We start from the raw sequence: 19,913 nt of genomic DNA, 5'->3' as shown, positions 1-19,913 counted from the left end.
GCTTTACTCCTGAGAAGACACAGGTCGCCTCGACGCGACCTGTACTGAGACAGGCCAGGACGGGCCCGAGTTCTGTAGTGTAACGGCTGTCGGCATAAAAAAGGTGGCCTGGGCCTAATGCTGTTCACTTAAGACATCTGTCGTATGGTTTGGGGCCGCTGCGCGCCCCATCGCGACACAAGGCCGCTCCCACAGAGAACTTGCAAGCCACGCATTTACGTATCGGCAAGCCTCTTGTGGGAGCGGCCTTGTGTCGCGATAGGCTGCGTAGCAGTCCCACCTGAAGGCACTCCAGCTTAAGTGAACAGCATTAGCCCTGGGCCACCCTTTTCATCTTTAGCCTGGGAGCATTAACACAGGGTTAACGAACGATCAGTGCAAGCCCTGGATGTAGCTGGACAGGGCTTCGATGTCCTTGTTGCTCAGCTTGGCGGCGATCGAGCGCATGGTCATGGCATCGCCGTCATTGGTCCGGTTGCCTTCGCGGAAGTCGGTCAACTGCTTGGTCACGTACTGCGCATGCTGCCCGCCCAAATGCGGGAAGCCGGCGAGAGCCAGGCCGGCGCCATTCGGCGAGTGGCAGCCGGTGCAGGCAGGCATGCCTTTTTCGAGATCGCCTCCGTTGAACAGGGCGCGACCACGCTCGACCAGTTGTGGATCGGCAGCGCCGACGCTGCCTTTCTGGCTGGCGAAGTAGGCGGCGATATCGGCCAGGTCCTGGTCGTTGAAAGCCTCCAGCATGCCGGTCATCTCCAGCACGGTGCGCTTGCCCGACTTGATGTCGTGTAGCTGTTTCTCAAGGTATCGCTCGCCCTGGCCGGCGAGCTTCGGGAAGTTCGGTGCCAGGCTGTTCCCATCCGGATTATGGCAGGCGCCGCAGACCGCGGTCTTGGCCTCGCCAGCAGCAGCATCGCCCTGTATGGTTTGCGCAGCATTGGCCGCACCTGCGACCCCCAAGGTCAACAGCAGACTCACGATTGTTTTGTTCATCAGCTAATCCAACACGGCTAAGGGTGAAAGTGTTATGTATCGGGACTGCCGCTCATCCACTGGATGATCGCCCGGTAGTCCTCGGTACTACAGTCCATGCACAATCCACGCGGCGGCATAGCCTTGAAACCCTGGGTAACATGCGCCACCAGCACCTCCATACCCTGCGCCAGCCTTGGCTCCCAGGCCACCCGGTCGCCCATCCTGGGGGCCTGTGGCAGCTGTCCGGCGTGACAAGCCGCGCACGTGCGGTTGTACAACGCCTCGGGATCCTGTGTAGCCTGAGCGCTGAAGAACGGTATCGAGACACCGACAGCAAGCAGCCATTTCGCCATGCGGAACGACCTTTCAGGGTTGGGGGCCGCGCTGCGTTCTAGTGCGCGAGCTTGTAACCGACGCCCCGTGCACATCGTCCTACGCTGGGATAATGCGCACACAAAAACTGGGGCATTATATACTTCCGACATCGAAACGGAAACGACACCGCTTGCCGGGCCAGCTCCTGGCAACACCCACATCGGATATCCCATGCAAGTCAAAAACCCCATCCTCGGCCTCTGCCAGCAAGCCAAATTCGCCCTCAGCGCCGCCAAGGTCGAACAATGCCCGGACGACCAGGGTTACGAGGTGGCTTTCGCCGGCCGGTCCAACGCCGGCAAGTCCAGCGCCCTCAACACCCTGACCCATGCCAACCTGGCGCGTACCTCGAAAACCCCGGGACGCACCCAGTTGTTGAATTTCTTCAGTCTGGACGATGAACGGCGTTTGGTCGACCTGCCGGGCTATGGTTATGCAAAAGTACCAATCCCGCTCAAGCAGCACTGGCAGCACCACCTCGAGGCCTACCTGGGCAGCCGCGAGTGCCTGAAGGGCCTGATCCTGATGATGGACGTACGCCATCCGATGACCGATTTCGACAAGATGATGCTCGACTGGTCGGTGGCCAGCGGCATGCCCATGCACATCCTGCTGACCAAGGCTGACAAGCTGACCTTCGGCGCGGCGAAGAACACCCTGCTCAAAGTGCAGTCGGAGATCCGCAAGGGGTGGGGTGACAGTGTGACCATCCAACTGTTCTCGGCGCCCAAGCGCCAGGGCTTGGAAGAGGCCTACGGAGTGCTGGCCGGCTGGATGGGGCTGGAAGACAAGCCCGCAGCCTAGTCTGCCAAAGGCCCAGACCTGGAGCGGGCTTGCCCGCTCTTACGGTGTACGGGACCGAATTCCAGGCAAAAAAAACCCCGGACTTCATATGGGGAGGGGGAAGTTCGGGGTTCAAGTCCGGACCGCTAGGGCGGGGTCCGGGTATCTGCCAACACTTAACACAACATAGGAGCATCGAACGGCTTCACCAGCCATTCAGTTACTCTGAGCCGCAGTTCACCGGTTTAGTTCCACGAGCGTGAAAACTATTTGCGATAAAGCAAAAAATTTCCGGAGCTAATGGCGCAACGCCAGCGGGCTGACCGTGACACTACGCCGCAGAGCTTACCCGCCTTTTCCCCTACGTTCAGTGAGCCTCATCCCAATTTGCGCCAACGCCGACTTCCACCAGCAACGGAACATCCAGTTGAGCGGCATTGCTCATATAGGGGCGGATGTCTTCCTTGACCTGATCGACCAGGTCCTCGCGCACCTCCAGCACCAGTTCGTCATGCACCTGCAGGATCACGCGCGCATCCAGATCGGACTCGCTGAGCCAGTTGTCCACCGCCACCATGGCGCGCTTGATGATGTCGGCCGCCGTGCCCTGCATCGGCGCGTTGATCGCCGTGCGTTCGGCACCCTTGCGCAGCGCCGGGTTCTTCGCGTTGATGTCCGGCAGGTACAGGCGGCGGCCGAACAGGGTTTCGACGAAGCCTTGCTCGGCCGCCTGGGCGCGGGTGCGCTCCATGTAAGCCAGTACGCCGGGATAACGGGCGAAATAGCGGTCGATGTAGTCCTGCGACTGCTTGCGGTCCACGCCGATCTGTTTGGCCAGGCCGAAGGCGCTCATGCCGTAGATCAGGCCGAAGTTGATTGCCTTGGCGCTGCGTCGCTGGTCATGGGTGACCTCCGCCAGCGGCACGCCGAACACCTCGGCAGCCGTCGCCCGGTGCACGTCCAGATCGTTGCGGAACGCGTCCAGCAAGCCTTCATCCTTGGCCAAATGGGCCATGATGCGCAGCTCGATCTGTGAATAGTCGGCGGCCAGCAGCTTGTAGCCCGGGCTGGCAATGAAGGCCCGGCGGATACGCCGGCCTTCGGCGGTGCGGATCGGGATGTTCTGCAGGTTCGGGTCGCTCGACGACAGGCGGCCCGTGGCGGCCACCGCCTGCTGGTAGGAGGTGTGGATGCGGCCGGTACGTGGGTTGATCTGCTCCGGCAGGCGGTCGGTATAGGTGCTCTTGAGCTTGCTCAGCGAGCGGTACTGCATCAGCACCTTGGGCAACGGATAATCCTGCTCGGCAAGCTCCGCCAGCACGGCTTCGGCTGTGGAAGCCTGGCCTTTCGCAGTCTTGCTGAGCACCGGCATGCCGAGCTTGTCATAGAGGATCACGCCCAGCTGCTTGGGTGAGCCGAGGTTGAACTGTTCTCCGGCGATCTCGAACGCTTCGCGCTCCAGCTCGGCCATCTTCACGCCCAGCTCCTGACTCTGGATGGCCAGCAAACCGGCATCGACCAGCGCACCCTGGCGCTCGATTTTCGCCAACACCGGCACCAGCGGCATCTCGATATCGGTCAGCACCGGCTGCACGCTCGGTGTCTTGGCCAGACGCGCCTGCAATGCCTGGTGCAGGCGCAAGGTGATATCAGCGTCTTCAGCGGCGTAAGGCCCGGCCAGCTCCAGGGGGATCTGGTTGAAGGTCAGCTGCTTGGCGCCCTTGCCAGCAACGTCCTGGAAAGCGATGGTGGTGTGGTCCAGGTACTTGAGCGCCAGGCTGTCCATGTCATGGCGGGTCGCCGTGGAGTCCAGCACATAGGACTCGAGCATGGTGTCGAAGGCCACGCCGCGCATCTGGATGCCCTGGGCCGGATCGCCACCGATGGCACAGTTGGCCAGGATGTTCATGTCGTACTTGGCGTTCTGGCCGACCTTTGCCTTGCGCGGATCTTCCAGCAGAGGCTTGAGCGCCAGCAGCACGGTATCGCGGTCCAGTTGCGCCGGCGCATCAGGGTAGTCATGAGTCAGCGGCACATAGGCCGCTTCATAGGGCTCGACGGCAAAGGAAAGGCCGACCAATTGCGCCTGCTGGGCATCCAACCCGGTGGTTTCGGTATCGAAGGCAAACAGCGGGGCTTGGCGCAACTTCTCCAGCCAGGCGTCGAAACGCGCCTGGTCAAGGATGGTTTCGTACTTCGCTTCCACAGGCGCCTCGACTTCGGCGTCCGCCACCGAAGCGATCGCTTCGCCAGCCTGGGCTGCGTCGCGCTGCACCTCGGCGATCCAGCTCTTGAACTCCATCTCGGTGTACAGCGCCAGCAGCGCTTCGCGGTCAGGCTCACCACAGACCAGCGCCTCAACCTCGATGTCCAACGGCACATCGATCTTGATCGTCGCCAGTTCATAGGACAGGAAGGCCGCGTCGCGGTGTTCCTCCAACTTCGCCGGCAGAGTCTTGGCACCGCGGATGGCCAGGCCGGGCACCTTGTCCAGATTCTCGTACAGGTCGCGCAGGCCGCCACCGATGCCGGTCAGCAGACCGACAGCGGTCTTTTCGCCGACGCCGGGAACCCCCGGGATGTTGTCGACCTTGTCGCCCATCAGGGCGAGGAAGTCGATGATGTGCTCGGGGCCGACACCGAACTTCTCGTGCACACCAGCAACATCGAGCACACTGCCGGTCATGGTGTTGACCAGGGTGATATGACCGTCCACCAATTGGGCCATGTCCTTATCGCCAGTCGAGATGATGACCGGACGCCCGGCCGCCGCGCTGCTGCGGGCCAGGGTGCCGATCACATCGTCTGCTTCCACGCCTTCGACACACAGCAGTGGATAGCCCAAGGCACGAACGCTGGCATGCAAAGGCTCGATCTGTACGCGTAGGTCATCCGGCATGCTCGGGCGGTTGGCCTTGTACTCGGCGAACATGGCGTCGCGGAACGTGCCGCCCTTGGCATCGAAGACCACGGCGAACAGGCCCTCCGGATACTGCTTGCGCAGGCTCTTGAGCATGTTCAGCACGCCCTTGACCGCGCCGGTCGGCATGCCCTTGGAGGTGGTCAGCGGCGGCAGCGCATGAAAGGCGCGGTACAGGTAGGAAGAACCGTCCACCAGGACGAGGGGTGCTTGGCTCATGAGCAGAATCAACCTTTTCGACGGGTCCGGCGCTAGAATATCCGGAAACATTGACGACAAAGGGACAAGGTTATCATGCGTACACTCAATCGCCTGTTACTGCTGGGCCTGTTGGCAACCACGCCTGTCGTCACCCTGGCGGCGGACGACGCCCCCTCGGCCGATCCCGAGGTGACCATTCGCACGGAAGGCGACAACACCATCCAGGAGTACCGCCAGAATGGCTTCCTGTATGCGATCAAGGTCACGCCGAAGAACGGCAAGCCTTATTTCCTGGTACGCGCCGACGGGTCGGAAGGCAATTTCGTACGCTCCGACCAGCCGGACATGCTGATTCCGTCGTGGAAGATCTTCGAGTGGTAAGGTAACGCGTATCCTTCACATCAACCTGGCACTTCCAGGCGGAAGTGCCCGTATGGGCATTTTTTGATCATGTCAGTCTTCACCCCCCTGACCCGGCCAGAGCTGGAAACCTTTCTGGCGCCGTATGGCCTGGGCCGCCTACGGGATTTCCAGGGCATCGCCGCGGGAACCGAAAACAGCAACTTCTTCATCAGCCTGGAACAAGGGGAGTTCGTGCTCACGCTGGTCGAGCGCGGGCCGAGCGAGGACCTGCCGTTCTTCATCGAGCTGCTCGACGTGCTGCACGAAGCCGACATGCCGGTGCCCTACGCCCTGCGTGATCGCGACGGCAATGCCCTGCGCGAACTGGCCGGCAAGCCGGCGCTACTGCAGCCACGCCTGTCCGGCAAGCACATCAAGGAACCCAACAACCAGCATTGCGCCCAGGTCGGCGAACTGCTCGCGCATATCCACCTGGCTACCCGTGCCGACAAGATGATCGAGCGCAAGACCGACCGTGGCCTGGACTGGATGCTGGCCACCGGCACCGAACTGATGCCCCGCCTGAACACTGACCAGGGGCGCCTGCTACAGGCTTGCCTGGATGAGATCATCGAACACAAGGCGCAGATCATGGCCCTGCCGAAGGCCAACCTGCACGCGGACCTGTTCCGCGACAACGTGATGTTCGAAGGCACTCACCTGACCGGTGTGATCGACTTCTACAACGCCTGCTCCGGGCCGATGCTCTACGACCTGGCGATCACCCTGAACGACTGGTGCTGTGACGCGCAAAGCGCTATCGATGTGCCGCACGCCCAAGCCCTGCTGGGAGCCTATGCGGCGCTGCGCCCGTTCACCGCGGCCGAGGCCGAGCTGTGGCCGGTGATGCTGCGCGTGGCCTGTGTGCGGTTCTGGCTGTCGCGGTTGATCGCAGCAGAGTCCTTTGCCGGCATGGACGTCATGATCCACGACCCGGCCGAGTTCGAGGTGCGCCTGGCCGCCCGCCAGCAGGTGAAGCTGGCGTTGCCGTTCGCGCTGTAACACCTAGCCAACGCAGAACCTGCAGGGGCCAGCGTCAACAGACACTGGCCCCTGCATCGCCCTCATCCGAAACGAGGGTCAAAGCTGCTCCAGGCACCCCGCCAGGTCATTCCCCAGGTTTTCCAGCAACTGCTCATAACCATTGGCGCTGGCTGGCTCCGTGCCGCCCAAGGCATCGAGTTCGGCCAGATGCACCGGCAGGCCGGCGGTCAGAGTCTCAGCCAAGCGCGGACGCAGCGGCGGCTCGCTGAACACACAAGTCTTGCCGACCTCTTGCAGGCGCTTGCGCATGGCAGCCACATGCTGCGCGCCGGGCTGCACCTCTGCGGCCACGGTGAACACACCGGTGTGCTTCAGACCGTAGGCGGCCTCGAAATAGTCAAAGGCTTCATGGAACACGAAATACGGCTTACCGGCGATACCCGCCACCCGCGCCTTGATGCGTTGGTCGAGGGCGTCCAGGCGTTCGACAAAAGCCTTGAGGTTGCCCTGATAGCGCGCCGCGTTAGCCGGGTCGGCGGCGGCGAGGTCGGCGGCCATCTTCGCCGCGATCACGCGGGCGTTGACTGTCGACAGCCACAGGTGCGCATCGAGACTGCCCGGGCGATGGTCATGGTCGTGGTCATCGGCATCTTCCTCGTGGGAATGGCTGTCTTCGCCAAAATGGCGCAACTGCAAGCCTGGTAGAGTTTGCAGGGCAACGCTCGGTTTGCTCCGGCCATTGAGCACCCGTGGCAGGAAACCCTCCATGTCCGGGCCAATCCAATACAACAGGTCAGCCTCGGCCACCCGCCTTACGTCGGACGGACGCAAGGCATAATGGTGCGGCGAAGCGCCTGGCGGCAGCAGGACCTCAGGGCTGCCTGCCCCGTCCTGAACCGCGGCGGCTATCTGTTGCAAAGGCTTGATACTGGTCAGCACACGCACGTCGGCCTGGGCCTGGCTCACCCCGGCGAAGGTGATGAAAGCGACAAAAAGGGCAAAGAATCGGGTCACGATGAGCACTCGACAGGTCAGAAACAGGTAACATAATAACGTCTCCATCCAGAACCGTCGCTGCCCATGTCCATCACGCCCCTGGCCAATCGCCCCCATGATCATTCCCATTGCGTCCACAGCGCGCTGGCCGAAGCCGATGCCCTGTGCGCGCGCCAGGGCTTGCGCCTGACCGCCCTGCGCCGCCGCGTGCTGGAGCTGGTCTGGCAGAGCCACAAACCCCTGGGTGCATACGACATCCTCGCCGTGCTGAGCGACCAGGATGGCCGCCGCGCCGCCCCTCCGACCGTATACCGCGCGCTGGACTTCCTGCTGGAAAACGGCCTGGTGCACCGCATCGCATCGCTCAACGCCTTCATCGGCTGCAGCCACCCCGAGCATTCGCACCAAGGCCAGTTCCTGATCTGCCGCGAGTGTCATGTGGCGATCGAACTGGAACAGCCCAGCATTAGCGATGCCATCGTCGCCAGCGCCACGGCGGTCGGCTTCAGCGTCGAGGCGCAGACGGTGGAAGTGGTTGGCCTGTGCGGCAGTTGCCGGAGTACTGGATGAGCAACGCCCTGATCCGTCTCGAACAGGTCGGAGTGACCTTTGCCGGGGAGTCGGTGCTGGACAATATCGACCTGAGTGTCGCGCCCGGCCAGATCGTCACCCTGATCGGCCCCAATGGTGCTGGCAAGACCACTCTGGTGCGGTCCGTGCTCGGGCTGCTCAAGCCACACCGGGGTAGCGTCTGGCGCAAGCCACGCCTGCGTATCGGCTACATGCCGCAGAAAATCCAGGTGGATGCCACCCTGCCGCTATCAGTGCTGCGTTTCCTGCGCCTGGTGCCCGGCGTGGACCGAGCAGCGGTCCTGGCCGCGCTCCAGGAAGTAGGTGCCGAACAGGTCATCGACAGCCCGGTGCAGACCATTTCCGGCGGCGAGATGCAGCGCGTGCTGCTGGCCCGTGCGCTGCTGCGCGAGCCTGAGTTGCTGGTCCTCGACGAGCCCGTACAAGGCGTGGACGTGGCCGGCCAGGCCGAACTCTACGGCCTGATCACCCGCTTGCGCGACCGCCACGGGTGCGGCGTGCTGATGGTGTCCCATGACCTGCATCTGGTAATGAGCACCACCGACCAAGTGGTCTGCCTCAACCGTCACGTCTGCTGTTCAGGGCATCCGGAGCAAGTCAGCGGCGACCCGGCCTTTGTCGAACTGTTCGGCCAGAACGCACCGAGCCTGGCCATCTACCACCACCATCATGACCACAGCCATGACCTGCATGGCTCGGTGGTCGCGCCCGGGCAGGGCGACCATGTTCACGGAGAGCACTGCAAGCATGGCTGATTTTCTACTCTATGCCCTGCTTGCAGGCCTGGCCCTGGCGCTGGTGGCCGGTCCCCTGGGCTCCTTCGTGGTCTGGCGGCGCATGGCCTATTTTGGCGATACCCTGTCCCACGCTGCCCTGCTTGGGGTAGCCCTGGGCTTCGTCCTGGATGTCAGCCCGGCCCTGGCGGTGACAGTGGGCTGCCTGCTGCTGGCGATCCTGTTGGTCACCTTGCAGCAGCGCCAACCGTTGGCGTCCGACACGCTGCTGGGCATCCTGGCACCAAGCACCCTGTCGCTCGGCCTGGTGGTGCTGAGCTTTATGCACGACGTGCGCATCGACCTGATGGCCTACCTGTTCGGCGACCTGCTGGCCATCAGCCCGAGCGACCTGGGCTGGATCCTCGGCGGCAGCGCATTGGTCATGCTACTGCTGGCCGCGCTGTGGCGTCCTTTACTGGCGATCACCGTGCATGAAGAGCTGGCCATGGTCGAAGGTTTGCCCGTGGCGGCGCTGCGCATGGCCTTGATGCTGCTGATCGCCGTGGTGATAGCCGTGGCCATGAAGATCGTGGGCGTGCTGTTGATCACCTCGCTGCTGATCATTCCTGCCGCTGCGGCACAGCGTCACGCTCGCTCGCCGGAACAGATGGCCCTGGGCGCCAGCCTGCTTGGCATGACGGCGGTATGCGGTGGCCTGGCCCTGTCCTGGTTCAAGGACACGCCGGCCGGTCCATCGATCGTGGTCTGCTCAGCAGTGCTATTCTTGCTGAGCCTGGCACTGCCGAAGCGCTGAATTCCAGGGTGCGCGATGGCGCATCCTGCAACCTTTTCCTGGGTAAAGGGTCTGTAAGACTTATTTTCGAGCGTGCGCACCTGGGTGTAGACTTGCTCGCTTTTTGCGCAAATAGAGAGTCGCAGGAATGAAGCCGTACGCCTCCCGTTATCTGCTCCTTGCCGCGTTTTCCCTGATTCTGGCTGCCTGTTCCAGCGCCCCGGTCGAGCGGGCGGCTGCTCCTGCCCAGGACGAAGCCTGGCAGCAACTGGGGCAGAGCATCACCAGCAACGAGCTGGCCACCGCCGAGGACCAGCTCGCGGCCCTGCAAGCCCAGGCCCCCGATGACGAGCGCCTCGAGCAGTATCAGCGCCAATTGGCTGAAGCCTATCTCCAGCGCAGCCAGATCGTCCTGCAGAAGGGCGACGTGAACGCTGCCGCCACTGCGCTCAGCCGTGCCCGAGCGCTGATGCCCCAGGCGCCAGCGCTGACTGGCGGGGTCAACGGCGCCATCGCCCAGGCGCGCAAGGCCGAGCTGGAAAAAGCCGAAGCCGCGCTCAAGGCCGCCGAGGCCCGCCCCCCCGCGCGCCTGATCGATCCAACCGCGCCGAGCACGGTGATCGCCCTGAAGACCACGCAAATCGTCGACATGCGCCGGCAACTCGACGATATCGCCGCCGACGTGGTGAATTACCAGTGCGAAGTGGTGTTCCAGGTTCCACGTACCCAGGATGCCCCCTGGCTAAAGACCTTGCTGGGCAAACGCGTGCGCAAGCTCGACAGTGACTTTGCCTTGCAGCAGCGCCACGAGATCCAACGCTCGCTGCCGGCCCAGGTCGTACTGATCCCGCAGCGTCCCTGAGAGGAAGGGTGCCCAGCAGGGGCACCCCGTGTGGCTAGGCCGGTATGGCCTCGGCCGCCGCTTCCCGCTCCCACACACGATGCTTCTCGACTGCCTTGACGAAGGCATCGACTGCTTTCTGGTCGTCTCCCAGCAGCAAGCCCTTGTCGGCCTTGAGCCCGAGCTTGGCCAGCAACGGCTTGGCATCGCTGGCCAGCCCCATGGGCTTGAGGTGCTTGTAGGCTTCCAGCAGGAAATGCACCGCCGTGCCACTCTTGCCCAACGCATCGAGGGCGGCCTTGCCAGCTGGCACCCACAGCCCGTCGAACATCACCGACGGCATGCCCTCCATCGAAGCGTCCACCGGCAACTGCTTGCCATCGGCTGTCTGCACCGGTGCCGAAGTCGGCCCCAGCAGCATGAGTCGCGCGCGCTCAGCCTCGAGCGCCTTGACCAGCCTATCGACGCTGGCGCCATCGACCCCATCGGCCACGAGCAGAGCGATCTTGCGGCCGCTGATACCGATATCGCCTGGGTGGTTCATCTGGCTCAACGCAGGTGATTGCTTAAGCTTGGTCGCCGGAACCTTGACCGTACCGCGCTTCGGCGCGGGCAGGCCGAGGTTGGCGGCCACCGCTGCGGCCAGTTTCAGGTCGATGTTAGCCAGGATCTCGTTGACCTCACGCGCCCGAATGACCTCGCGCTCCACTTTGCCCAACTCGAAACTGTAGGCGTTGATGATGTGCTGCTGCTCGGTTGGGCTCATGCTCTGGAAGAACAGCCGCGCCTGGGAGAAGTGGTCGGCGAAGGATTCGCTGCGCTGGCGGATCTTGTGCGCATCGACACGCTCCTGGTAGGTCTCGAAACCACCGTCCTGATCGGCTGGAGGGGTTTCCTTCGGCCAGCCGCCATCGATCGAGTTGGGCTCATAGGACGCTTGGCCCTTGTCCAGGGTCATCCGGTGCAGGGCGTCGCGCTGACCATTGTGGCTAGGCGCCAAGGGGCGGTTGATCGGGATTTCGTGGAAGTTCGGGCCACCCAGTCGGCTGAGCTGAGTATCGGTATAGGAAAATAACCGCCCCTGCAGCAACGGGTCGTTAGTGAAATCGATGCCCGGCACGATATGGCCTGGGCAAAAGGCGATCTGCTCGACTTCGGCGAAAAAATTGTCTGGGTTGCGGTTGAGCACCATCTTGCCCAACGGCGTCACCGGCACCAGCTCCTCGGGGATGATCTTGGTCGGGTCGAGCAGATCGAAGTCGAATTTGTGCTCGTCGGCCTCCGGCACGATCTGCACGCCAAACTCCCATTCCGGGTAATGACCGGTATCGATGGCTTCCCGCAAGTCACGGCGATGGTAGTCGGTGTCCTTGCCGGCCAGCTTCTGGGCTTCGTCCCACAGCACCGAATGAACACCCTGGCGCGGCTTCCAGTGAAACTTGACGAAGCTGGCGACGCCCTGGGCATTGATCATGCGGAAGGTATGCACACCAAAGCCTTCCATGGTCCGCAGGCTCTTCGGGATAGCCCGGTCGGACATGGCCCAGATGACCATATGCGCCGACTCTGGCACCAGTGAAACGAAGTCCCAGAAGGTGTCATGGGCCGAACCGCCGGTGGGCATCTCGTTGTGCGGCTCAGGCTTCACCGCATGGACGAAGTCGGGGAACTTGATCGCATCCTGGATGAAGAACACCGGCATGTTGTTGCCGACCAGGTCAAAGTTGCCTTCGTCGGTATAGAACTTCACGGCAAAGCCGCGCACGTCACGCACCGTGTCGCCCGAGCCGCGCGGGCCCTGCACGGTGGAGAAGCGCACGAACACCGGGGTGATCTTCTCCGGGTCCTGGAGAAAACCGGCCTTGGTCAGCTCGGCATGGCAACCGTAGCTCTGGAAATAGCCATGGGCCCCGGTGCCACGGGCATGGACGATACGCTCGGGAATGCGCTCGTGGTCGAAGTGGGTGATCTTCTCGCGCATGATGAAGTCTTCGAGCAGCGAAGGCCCGCGCGCGCCAGCCTTGAGCGTGTTCTGGTTGTCGGCGATCTTCACCCCCTGGTTGGTCCGCAGGGCCTGGCCCGTAGCATCGCTGCGGAACGCTTCCAGGCTCTGCAGCTTGGCGTTGGTATTGGCACGGTCGGGGTTCTGGGCGCCGGCGAGCTGGCTTTCCTTGGGCGCATCAGTCTTCTTGCTGGGCATAGGGTTGCTCTCCTCATCAGTCGGTCGCGGTGCCCGTCGAGGGCTTGTCTAGGTAGTGACTGAGGGGTTGAGGCGAGCGTTCAATCTCTCTTACCGGTTATCGCGTTATGCCCATTGTGTTGGTCAATTTCGAAATAAATGCTAAGAACCGCTATAGGAAAAGGCTAAAATGCGCGCCCGGCTTACCGCTGCCCCTATTTCATGCGCCCCACAAGGTTCGCTAAGTGATCGAGTTTCAAAATGTCCACAAGACCTACCGCGTCGCCGGTAGGGATATCCCCGCCCTGAACCCGACCAGCCTGACCGTCGAGAACGGCCAGGTGTTCGGCCTGATCGGCCACTCCGGCGCCGGCAAGAGCACCTTGCTGCGCCTGATCAACCGCCTGGAAGCCCCCAGCGGCGGCAAGATCATCGTCGATGGCGAGGACGTCACCGCCTTCAATGCCGATGAGTTGCGGCGTTTCCGCCAGCAGGTCGGCATGATCTTCCAGCACTTCAACCTGCTGGCCTCCAAGACCGTGGCCGACAACGTGGCCCTGCCACTGGCCCTGGCCGGCGAGCTGTCGCGTGGCGAAATCGACCAGCGCGTCAATGAGCTGCTGGCACGGGTCGGCCTGTCGGACCATGCCAGGAAATACCCGGCGCAGCTCTCGGGTGGCCAGAAGCAGCGCGTCGGCATCGCCCGCGCCCTGGCCACGCGGCCGAAGATCCTGCTGTGCGACGAGGCCACCAGCGCCCTCGACCCGCAGACCACCGCATCGGTCCTGCAACTGCTGGCCGAGATCAACCGCGAGTTGAAACTGACCATCGTGCTGATCACCCATGAAATGGACGTGATCCGCCGGGTCTGCGACCGCGTGGCGGTGATGGATGCCGGGAAGATTGTCGAACAAGGCCCGGTGGCCGATGTGTTCCTGCACCCGCAGCACCCGACCACCAAGCGCTTCGTCCAGGAAGACGAACAGATCGACGAGGCCGAGCAACGCGACGACTTCGCCCACGTGCCGGGACGGATCATCCGCCTGACCTTCCAGGGCGACGCCACCTATGCGCCGCTGCTGGGCACCGTGGCCCGCGAGACGGGCGTGGATTACAGCATCCTCGCCGGGCGCATCGACCGCATCAAAGATACCCCCTATGGGCAGCTGACCCTGGCCGTCACCGGCGGCGACATGGACGCGGCCTTTGCCCGCTTCACGGCAGCTGATGTTCATATGGAGGTACTGCGCTGATGGACGCCCTGAGTTTCTTCGCCAACGTCGACTGGGCCGAAATCTGGCTGGCCACCATCGACACCATGATCATGCTCTTCGGCTCGCTGTTCTTCACCGTGCTGCTGGGTCTACCGCTGGGTGTTCTGCTGTTCCTGTGTGGGCCGCGCCAGCTGTTCGAAGAGAAGCGCGTGTATGCACTGCTGTCGCTGATCGTCAACATCCTGCGCTCGCTGCCGTTCATCATCCTGCTGATCGTGATGATTCCGATCACGGTGCTGATCACCGGCACCTCGCTGGGCGTCGCCGGGGCCATTCCGCCACTGGTGGTGGGCGCCACGCCGTTCTTCGCGCGCCTGGTGGAAACCGCCCTGCGAGAAGTGGACCGTGGCATCATCGAAGCGACCCAGTCGATGGGCGCCACAACCCGCCAGATCATCATGAACGCGCTGCTACCGGAGGCCCGTCCGGGCATCTTCGCCGCCATCACCGTCACCGCCATCACCCTGGTGTCCTACACCGCCATGGCCGGTGTAGTCGGCGCGGGTGGCCTGGGCGACCTGGCGATCCGCTTCGGTTACCAGCGCTTCCAGACCGATGTGATGATTGTCACCGTGGTGCTTTTGCTGGTGCTGGTTCAAGTCCTGCAGAGCGTCGGCGACAAACTGGTCGTGCACTTTTCCCGTAAGTAACCCCATGGGGTCGGCCCAGCCGACCCGCCGGGGGCCGTCGCGGCCCTCACAAGGAGTGATCAATGAAGAAACTGCTTGCTGTCGTCGCCGCTGTCGCGGCCTTCTCCGCCAACGCCGAGACCCTGACCGTCGCCGCGACCCCCGTGCCGCACGCGGAGATCCTCAACTTCGTCAAGCCGCAACTGGCCAAGGAAGGTGTGGAGCTGAAGGTCAAGGAATTCACCGACTACATCCAACCTAACGTGCAGGTCGCCGAGAAGCGCCTGGACGCCAACTTCTTCCAGCACCAGCCGTACCTGGATGAGTTCAACAAGGCCAAGGGCACCGACTTGGTCAGCGTCGCCGGGGTCCACCTGGAGCCGCTGGGCGCCTATTCGAGCAAGCTCAAGACACTGGACGAACTGTCGTCCGGCGCCACCGTGGTCATCCCCAACGACGCCACCAACGGCGGCCGCGCCCTGCTGCTGCTGGACAAGGCCGGCGTGATCAAGCTCAAGGACAACAGCAACATCCTTTCGACCGTCAAGGACATCACCGAGAACGGCAAGGGCCTGAAGTTCCGTGAGCTGGAAGCAGCCACCATCCCGCGCGTGCTGACCCAGGTCGACTTGGCGCTGATCAACACCAACTACGCGCTGGAAGCCAAGCTCAACCCCGAGAAGGATGCCCTGGTCATCGAAGGCAGCGACTCGCCGTACGTGAACATCCTGGTGGCGCGCCCGGACAACAAAGACTCGGACGCCATGAAGAAGCTGGCCGATGCCCTGCACTCGCCTGAAGTGAAGCAGTTCATCAACGAGAAGTACCAAGGGGCTGTGCTGCCAGCGTTCTGACTGGCCGCACCCTCCCGCTCACGTCACCCGCTGCAGGAGCCAGTGTCAGCTGGCGATGCAAGGCACAGCCTTGCCAGCGGGGGACGCCGCATAAGCCCGTCGCCAGCGGGCTTCTTTCCTTGAACGCCTGCAACTCATGCCGTGCGTGACATTCGGCGAAGCCTTGATCATGAATTGATCGAATTGAAGCAGCCCGATGGCCTCAGCCTGCTTGGCGTGGGCGAGCCTACGCAATGCCTATTCCTGATCAATCCCGCCGGACCAGCTTCGGCAATTGCGCCAACAGCTTCTGGTTGTTGAACGGCGCGCGGATGAAACCACGCTGGCGCCCGTCCGGGCCCAGCAGGGCCAGGTTGCCGCTGTGGTCGACGGTGTAGTTCGGCTTGCTGGTGTCAGCCGGAATGAACGGAATGCTCACAGCATTGGCCAGCTTCTGGGTGTCTTCCAGCGAGCCGGTCACCCCACGGAAGTCCTTGTCGAAATAGCCCAGGTACTGCTTGAGCTGAGCCGGGGTGTCGCGGTTCGGGTCGACGCTGACCAGAATCACCTGCAGCCGGTCCACGGCCTCCTTGGGCAGCTCGCTCTTGACCTGGCGCAACTGGGCCAGGGTGGTCGGGCAAATGTCCGGGCAGTAGGTGTAGCCGAAGAACAGCAGCGACCACTTGCCCTTGAGCTCGTCCAGCACCACCGGCTGGCCTTGCTCGTCGGTCATTTGCAGGCCCGGCACGGTACGGCTCTGTGGCAGCAGGATGATACCGGCATCGATCAGTTCGGTCGGGTTGCCTTCGCTGCGGCCATTGAGCACCTTGTTGACGGTGAGGCCCAGGATCAGCGCGACCAGGGCAACGAGGATGAAAACGGTTTTCTGGGTTCGGGTCATAGGTTCAGCAACAGGTAGTGGTCTACAAGCAGCGCGATGAACAACAGGAACAGGTACCCGATAGAGTACTTGAAGGTCTTGATCGCCGCGTGCGGCCGACTGCCACGGTACAACACCCAGGCCCACTGCAGGAAGCGCAGGCCCAGCGCCAGGGCACAGGCCAGGTAGAGCGGGCCACTCATGTGGATGACATAGGGCAGCAGGCTCACGGCCAACAGCACCAAGGCGTAGAGCAGGATATGCAGCTTGGTGTAGTACTCGCCGTGGGTCACCGGCAGCATGGGGATGTCGACCTTGGCGTACTCCTCCTTGCGGTGGATGGCCAGGGCCCAGAAGTGTGGCGGGGTCCAAGCGAAGATGATCAACATCAGCAGCAGCGGCTCGGCGCTGATATGCCCGCTCACTGCCACCCAGCCGAGCAACGGCGGTGCAGCACCGGCCAGCCCGCCGATGACGATGTTCTGCGGTGTGGCCCGCTTGAGAAAGCCGGTATAGATCACCGCATAGCCGAGCAGCGAGGCGAGGGTGAGCCATGCGGTGAGGGCGTTGGTGAAGGTCAGCAACAACGCCATCCCAAGCAGTGCTAGGAACAGGGCGAAGGCCAGTGCCGCCACGGGGCCGACCCGTCCCTCGGCCAACGGGCGCTTGTGGGTCCGTGCCATCAGCGCATCGATACGCCGGTCCACGACATGATTGACCGCCGCCGCGCCACCAGCACAACAGGCGATGCCCAGGTTGCCGAACAACAGTACGCTCCAGGGCACCCCGGCACGGGTAGCGAGGAACATGCCGACCAGCGAGGTGATCAGCATCAGCAGTACCACCTTAGGCTTGGTCAGCTCCAAATAGTCACGCCAGCCGGCCCGCTGCTGTCGCTCGCTCAGAAGCGTCGCCACGAGTTATCTCCCAGGTAATGAGTGACACTGGCATTGCCCAACGGAGTCAGGCGCCAGCCGTGGCCGACGCGGACCTTGTCGGCGACACGGATGCGGTAATTGACCAGCACCATGCTCAGCAGCAGCGCCGCGCCACCGGCGTTGTGCGCCACGGCCACGGCCAACGGCAGGTGGAACAGCACATTGCTGATGCCCAGGCTGATCTGTACCGCCAGCGCCAACAACACCAGCCGGGCCAGCCCGGACAACCCGTTGCGGTGCAGCTTCCAACTGAGCAGCAAGAGCACGGCGGTGACCATCAAGGCTCCCAGCCGATGGCTGATATGAATCGCCGTGCGCGCATCACTGTCCAACTGCCCGCCCAGGTAGTTGGGGCCGATGTGCTGGGTCAGGTGAAAACCGTTGGTGAAGTCCGCCGCCGGCCACCACTGGCCATGGCAGGTCGGCAGGTCGACACAGGCCACTGCCGCATAGTTGGCGCTGACCCAACCGCCGAGAGCGATTTGCCCGATCACCACCAGCAAAGCCAGCGCCGCCACCCGCCGCAGGCTCAGTGGGAGCTTAGGCAGGGGGGCGAATGCCCGTGACAGGCGTAGGCTGAGGAGAAACAGCAAACTCAAGGTGGTGAAGCCGCCCAGCAGGTGGGCGGTCACCACCTGCGGCCAAAGTTTCAGGGTCACCGTCCACATGCCGAACGCGGCCTGGGCCAGCACCACGCCAAGCAACAGCAACGGCAGACGGTAGGGCTGACCATCCCGGGCATGCCGACGTACGGCCTGTATGGCCAGCGCGGCAATGACCAACGCCAGGCCGCCAGCGAAGTAACGGTGGATCATCTCGGCCCAGCCCTTGTGCGCCTCCACAGGGGTGTCCGGGAAGTGCAGCTCGGCATGGGCCAGTTGGGCTTCGCTCTTGGGCACGCTGATGAAGCCATAGCAGCCAGGCCAGTCGGGGCACCCCAGGCCGGCATGGGTCAAGCGGGTATAGGCACCGAGCAGGACAACCAGCAAGGCCAGCAGGGTGGCGAACACAGCGAGGCGATATCCGGGTCTGGCCATGATGGGCTCCTAGCCGATATTGGACAGCTTGAGCAGGTGGCGCAGGTCGCTGAGCACGTCCTTGCCGTTGGCCTTGGCGTCGTAGCGAAGCACCAGATTGCCGTGGGGATCGACGATCCACAGTTGCGCGCCTGGCTGGCTGACCTTCTGGCCGTAACGTTGCAGGTCCAGCGGATAGCGTTGCAGTTGCGGGTACTCCTGCCCGAGCAGCGCCTGATAGTCGGCCGCCAGCGGCTGGGCGGCGGCCAGGGCATGGCTGGCCCGGGCAGCATCACGGCCCAGGCCGATCTGGATTTGCCGCGCCAGATACACCAGTTGCCGGCAATCCTGATCGCAATCCGCCGGAGCACTGACCAGCAACTGCCAGCGTGACGCCTCGGCATCAACGCCCAGGTCGGCGCGGCTCTGCCCGTTGCCGATCATCTGACCGTGATAGCTGCGGCTGTCCGGCACCCAGAATTTCAGTTTGTACATACTGGTGGCGAGGATCATCGGCCCGAGGGCCACCAGCAGGATCAGGACCAGTTGCAGGCGACCGCGGGTGCGGGACTTGCGTCCCTCAGGCATGTCCAGTGGACTCGTGGCGGCTCCCATGGGTGTCCTCCTTATTGTTATGCCAACCGAAATAGAGGTAGAGCAGCACCAGCGCCAAGGCCAGGGCGAACCACTGGACGGCATAGCCCAGATGCTTTTCCGGGCCCATGGCGACTACCGGCCAGTCCAACCGGAAGCTGGCAGGCCCCGGCTCCAGGCGCAGTTCGTGGGCAAAGCCTTCGCGCCCCAACTGCCGCCATAGCTGGCTGGCGTCGATGGCTGTCAACAGGTGCGGCCAGTTGCCGCCCGCCGGATCGGCCTGCAACTGGAAGGTACTGCCCGGCGCCACATACACCCAGGCGCTCAGGGCTAGGAGTTGCGACGGGGTGTCGAAGCGCACCGGTACCCGCCGGTCCGGCCAGGGCAGCCAGCCGCGGTTGACCAGCAGCCACAAGCCGCTGCCCTGGTCGTGGAAGGGTTGCAGCAGTTCGACGCCGGCTTGCCCATCACGCAGGCGGTTATCCAGTAGCAGGCTGTGCGCGTCATCGAAATGGCCGTAGAGCTGCACGCGGCGATAGGCAGGGTCGCGGAGGTGCCCCAGTTGACCACCCGCCAAAGGTGCTTCGGCGCGGCGCTCGGCATACACCGTCAACAGGTCCCGTTTCTGCTCGGCGCGTCCCAGTTGCCAGCATCCCAGGGCGATCAGCCCCGGCAGCAGCAGGAGCACCACCAAGCTCGGCACCAAGCCGGGCCGGAACGGCTTCACCGGGGCCCCTCGAGGCCAGTCGCTATACTTGCATTCATCACCGCGTCCCCCTTGGAGTTGTGCCATGCTCAAAGCCGCGATTGTCCTGATGCTGTTGGCCACCATTGCCAGCCTGTTCAGTGGCCTGGTGTTCCTGGTCAAGGATGATGCTCACTCCACCCGTCTGCTCAAGGCCCTGACCGTCCGCGTCACCCTGGCTGCGCTGACCCTGGCACTGGTGACCTGGGGCCTGTACAGCGGCCAGCTGGTGTCCCACGCCCCCTTCTGAT

20 protein-coding genes and 1 pseudogene are annotated in these 19,913 nt (G+C 63.3%); 11 read left to right on the top strand and 10 right to left on the bottom strand.

The features are described from left to right. Positions 1 to 372 precede the first annotated feature (372 nt). Together ACYU03_RS00440 and ACYU03_RS00435 are read right to left on the bottom strand one after the other, a co-directional pair. Positions 373 to 990, bottom strand: coding sequence for a c-type cytochrome (locus ACYU03_RS00440; protein ID WP_461887564.1), 618 nt, complete (start codon positions 988 to 990; stop codon positions 373 to 375). Positions 991 to 1,022: 32 nt separating this feature from the next. Further along, entirely contained in the window at positions 1,023 to 1,325 is a 303-nt protein-coding gene (locus ACYU03_RS00435) for a c-type cytochrome (protein WP_461887563.1), read from the bottom strand. 193 nt (positions 1,326 to 1,518) lie between these two features. On the opposite strand from ACYU03_RS00435, the gene yihA reads away from it, so the two are divergent. Next, positions 1,519 to 2,151: a ribosome biogenesis GTP-binding protein YihA/YsxC gene (yihA, locus tag ACYU03_RS00430; protein WP_461887562.1), complete on the top strand. Its 633-nt coding sequence runs from the start codon at positions 1,519 to 1,521 to the stop codon at positions 2,149 to 2,151. A gap of 346 nt (positions 2,152 to 2,497) precedes the next feature. Here the strand turns inward: yihA and polA are convergent, their stop codons facing one another. Next, positions 2,498 to 5,269: a DNA polymerase I gene (gene polA, locus ACYU03_RS00425; RefSeq protein ID WP_461887561.1), complete on the bottom strand. Its 2,772-nt coding sequence runs from the start codon at positions 5,267 to 5,269 to the stop codon at positions 2,498 to 2,500. A 75-nt stretch (positions 5,270 to 5,344) separates the two neighbouring features. Here polA and ACYU03_RS00420 point away from each other — a divergent pair, with 75 nt between their 5' ends. Both ACYU03_RS00420 and ACYU03_RS00415 read left to right on the top strand, forming a co-directional pair. Next, a complete protein-coding gene (locus ACYU03_RS00420) occupies positions 5,345 to 5,632 on the top strand; it encodes a DUF2782 domain-containing protein (protein WP_461887560.1) in 288 nt (95 codons plus the stop codon). Positions 5,633 to 5,701: 69 nt separating this feature from the next. Further along, the gene (locus ACYU03_RS00415) at positions 5,702 to 6,655 is read left to right on the top strand and encodes a homoserine kinase (protein WP_461887559.1); all 954 of its coding nucleotides are present in this window, start codon (positions 5,702 to 5,704) and stop codon (positions 6,653 to 6,655) included. A gap of 78 nt (positions 6,656 to 6,733) precedes the next feature. Here the strand turns inward: ACYU03_RS00415 and ACYU03_RS00410 are convergent, their stop codons facing one another. Then, positions 6,734 to 7,699 carry a zinc ABC transporter substrate-binding protein gene (locus ACYU03_RS00410; RefSeq protein WP_461887558.1) on the bottom strand — a complete coding sequence of 322 codons (966 nt, stop codon included), beginning with the start codon at positions 7,697 to 7,699 and terminating at the stop codon, positions 6,734 to 6,736. 18 nt (positions 7,700 to 7,717) lie between these two features. Between ACYU03_RS00410 and zur the strand changes: the two genes are divergently transcribed. The 4 genes from zur (at position 7,718) to ACYU03_RS00390 (ending at position 10,595) form a co-directional block, all read left to right on the top strand. Next, positions 7,718 to 8,203, top strand: a complete 486-nt coding sequence (zur, locus tag ACYU03_RS00405; RefSeq protein ID WP_461887556.1) for a zinc uptake transcriptional repressor Zur — start codon at positions 7,718 to 7,720, stop codon at positions 8,201 to 8,203. Continuing rightward, positions 8,200 to 8,979, top strand: a complete 780-nt coding sequence (znuC, locus tag ACYU03_RS00400; protein ID WP_461887555.1) for a zinc ABC transporter ATP-binding protein ZnuC — start codon at positions 8,200 to 8,202, stop codon at positions 8,977 to 8,979. The genes zur and znuC overlap by 4 nt, the downstream gene beginning before the upstream one ends. Beyond that, positions 8,972 to 9,754, top strand: a complete 783-nt coding sequence (gene znuB / locus ACYU03_RS00395; RefSeq protein WP_461887554.1) for a zinc ABC transporter permease subunit ZnuB — start codon at positions 8,972 to 8,974, stop codon at positions 9,752 to 9,754. Before znuC ends, znuB begins: the two co-directional genes overlap by 8 nt. 127 nt (positions 9,755 to 9,881) lie before the next feature. Continuing rightward, positions 9,882 to 10,595, top strand: a complete 714-nt coding sequence (locus ACYU03_RS00390; RefSeq protein ID WP_461887553.1) for a PA5502 family lipoprotein — start codon at positions 9,882 to 9,884, stop codon at positions 10,593 to 10,595. A gap of 34 nt (positions 10,596 to 10,629) precedes the next feature. Here the strand turns inward: ACYU03_RS00390 and katE are convergent. Next, a pseudogene (gene katE / locus ACYU03_RS00385) lies at positions 10,630 to 12,780 on the bottom strand (catalase HPII); the annotation flags it as partial. Positions 12,781 to 12,998: 218 nt separating this feature from the next. Here katE and ACYU03_RS00380 point away from each other — a divergent pair. The 3 genes from ACYU03_RS00380 to ACYU03_RS00370 all read left to right on the top strand — a co-directional run bounded on the left by ACYU03_RS00380 (position 12,999) and on the right by ACYU03_RS00370 (position 15,510). Next, a complete protein-coding gene (locus ACYU03_RS00380) occupies positions 12,999 to 14,006 on the top strand; it encodes a methionine ABC transporter ATP-binding protein (RefSeq protein ID WP_461887552.1) in 1,008 nt (335 codons plus the stop codon). Then, entirely contained in the window at positions 14,006 to 14,677 is a 672-nt protein-coding gene (locus ACYU03_RS00375; RefSeq protein WP_461887551.1) for a methionine ABC transporter permease, read from the top strand. The genes ACYU03_RS00380 and ACYU03_RS00375 overlap by 1 nt, the downstream gene beginning before the upstream one ends. A gap of 62 nt (positions 14,678 to 14,739) precedes the next feature. Then, on the top strand, positions 14,740 to 15,510 hold the full coding sequence (locus tag ACYU03_RS00370) for a MetQ/NlpA family ABC transporter substrate-binding protein (RefSeq protein ID WP_461887550.1): 771 nt from the start codon (positions 14,740 to 14,742) through the stop codon (positions 15,508 to 15,510). A gap of 247 nt (positions 15,511 to 15,757) precedes the next feature. Here ACYU03_RS00370 and ACYU03_RS00365 read toward each other — a convergent pair whose 3' ends face one another. Genes ACYU03_RS00365 through ACYU03_RS00345 form a run of 5 tightly spaced genes read right to left on the bottom strand, consistent with a single transcriptional unit; the run spans position 15,758 to position 19,644 of the window. Continuing rightward, the gene (locus ACYU03_RS00365) at positions 15,758 to 16,390 is read right to left on the bottom strand and encodes an SCO family protein (protein WP_461887549.1); all 633 of its coding nucleotides are present in this window, start codon (positions 16,388 to 16,390) and stop codon (positions 15,758 to 15,760) included. Further along, positions 16,387 to 17,286, bottom strand: a complete 900-nt coding sequence (gene cyoE / locus ACYU03_RS00360) for a heme o synthase (protein WP_461887548.1) — start codon at positions 17,284 to 17,286, stop codon at positions 16,387 to 16,389. The genes ACYU03_RS00365 and cyoE overlap by 4 nt, the downstream gene beginning before the upstream one ends. Further along, a complete protein-coding gene (locus ACYU03_RS00355; RefSeq protein ID WP_461887547.1) occupies positions 17,271 to 18,344 on the bottom strand; it encodes a COX15/CtaA family protein in 1,074 nt (357 codons plus the stop codon). The genes cyoE and ACYU03_RS00355 overlap by 16 nt, the downstream gene beginning before the upstream one ends. Positions 18,345 to 18,353: 9 nt before the next feature. Then, a complete protein-coding gene (locus ACYU03_RS00350; protein WP_461887546.1) occupies positions 18,354 to 18,938 on the bottom strand; it encodes a hypothetical protein in 585 nt (194 codons plus the stop codon). Next, on the bottom strand, positions 18,904 to 19,644 hold the full coding sequence (locus ACYU03_RS00345) for an SURF1 family protein (protein ID WP_461887545.1): 741 nt from the start codon (positions 19,642 to 19,644) through the stop codon (positions 18,904 to 18,906). The genes ACYU03_RS00350 and ACYU03_RS00345 overlap by 35 nt, the downstream gene beginning before the upstream one ends. 64 nt (positions 19,645 to 19,708) lie before the next feature. Here ACYU03_RS00345 and ACYU03_RS00340 point away from each other — a divergent pair, with 64 nt between their 5' ends. After that, positions 19,709 to 19,912 carry a twin transmembrane helix small protein gene (locus ACYU03_RS00340; protein ID WP_461887544.1) on the top strand — a complete coding sequence of 68 codons (204 nt, stop codon included), beginning with the start codon at positions 19,709 to 19,711 and terminating at the stop codon, positions 19,910 to 19,912. Position 19,913: the final 1 nt, after the last annotated feature.

It is taken from the genome of Pseudomonas sp. X10, assembly GCF_054889225.1.
The sequence above is the reverse complement of the archived record's forward strand: the minus strand, read 5'-3'. Positions and strand labels throughout refer to the sequence as shown.

Bases quoted from the DNA above. Each gene is read 5' to 3' on its own strand.
- ACYU03_RS00370 (WP_461887550.1), top strand. From the start codon at position 14,740: ATGAAGAAACTGCTTGCTGTCGTCGCCGCTGTCGCGGCCTTCTCCGCC.
- ACYU03_RS00410 (WP_461887558.1), bottom strand. From the start codon at position 7,699: ATGGAGACGTTATTATGTTACCTGTTTCTGACCTGTCGAGTGCTCATC.
- ACYU03_RS00420 (WP_461887560.1), top strand. From the start codon at position 5,345: ATGCGTACACTCAATCGCCTGTTACTGCTGGGCCTGTTGGCAACCACG.
- ACYU03_RS00390 (WP_461887553.1), top strand. From the start codon at position 9,882: ATGAAGCCGTACGCCTCCCGTTATCTGCTCCTTGCCGCGTTTTCCCTG.
- ACYU03_RS00440 (WP_461887564.1), bottom strand. From the start codon at position 990: ATGAACAAAACAATCGTGAGTCTGCTGTTGACCTTGGGGGTCGCAGGT.
- ACYU03_RS00375 (WP_461887551.1), top strand. From the start codon at position 14,006: ATGGACGCCCTGAGTTTCTTCGCCAACGTCGACTGGGCCGAAATCTGG.
- zur (WP_461887556.1), top strand. From the start codon at position 7,718: ATGTCCATCACGCCCCTGGCCAATCGCCCCCATGATCATTCCCATTGC.
- ACYU03_RS00435 (WP_461887563.1), bottom strand. From the start codon at position 1,325: ATGGCGAAATGGCTGCTTGCTGTCGGTGTCTCGATACCGTTCTTCAGC.
- yihA (WP_461887562.1), top strand. From the start codon at position 1,519: ATGCAAGTCAAAAACCCCATCCTCGGCCTCTGCCAGCAAGCCAAATTC.
- ACYU03_RS00415 (WP_461887559.1), top strand. From the start codon at position 5,702: ATGTCAGTCTTCACCCCCCTGACCCGGCCAGAGCTGGAAACCTTTCTG.
- znuB (WP_461887554.1), top strand. From the start codon at position 8,972: ATGGCTGATTTTCTACTCTATGCCCTGCTTGCAGGCCTGGCCCTGGCG.
- ACYU03_RS00355 (WP_461887547.1), bottom strand. From the start codon at position 18,344: ATGGCCAGACCCGGATATCGCCTCGCTGTGTTCGCCACCCTGCTGGCC.
- znuC (WP_461887555.1), top strand. From the start codon at position 8,200: ATGAGCAACGCCCTGATCCGTCTCGAACAGGTCGGAGTGACCTTTGCC.
- ACYU03_RS00350 (WP_461887546.1), bottom strand. From the start codon at position 18,938: ATGGGAGCCGCCACGAGTCCACTGGACATGCCTGAGGGACGCAAGTCC.
- ACYU03_RS00365 (WP_461887549.1), bottom strand. From the start codon at position 16,390: ATGACCCGAACCCAGAAAACCGTTTTCATCCTCGTTGCCCTGGTCGCG.
- ACYU03_RS00340 (WP_461887544.1), top strand. From the start codon at position 19,709: ATGCTCAAAGCCGCGATTGTCCTGATGCTGTTGGCCACCATTGCCAGC.
- polA (WP_461887561.1), bottom strand. From the start codon at position 5,269: ATGAGCCAAGCACCCCTCGTCCTGGTGGACGGTTCTTCCTACCTGTAC.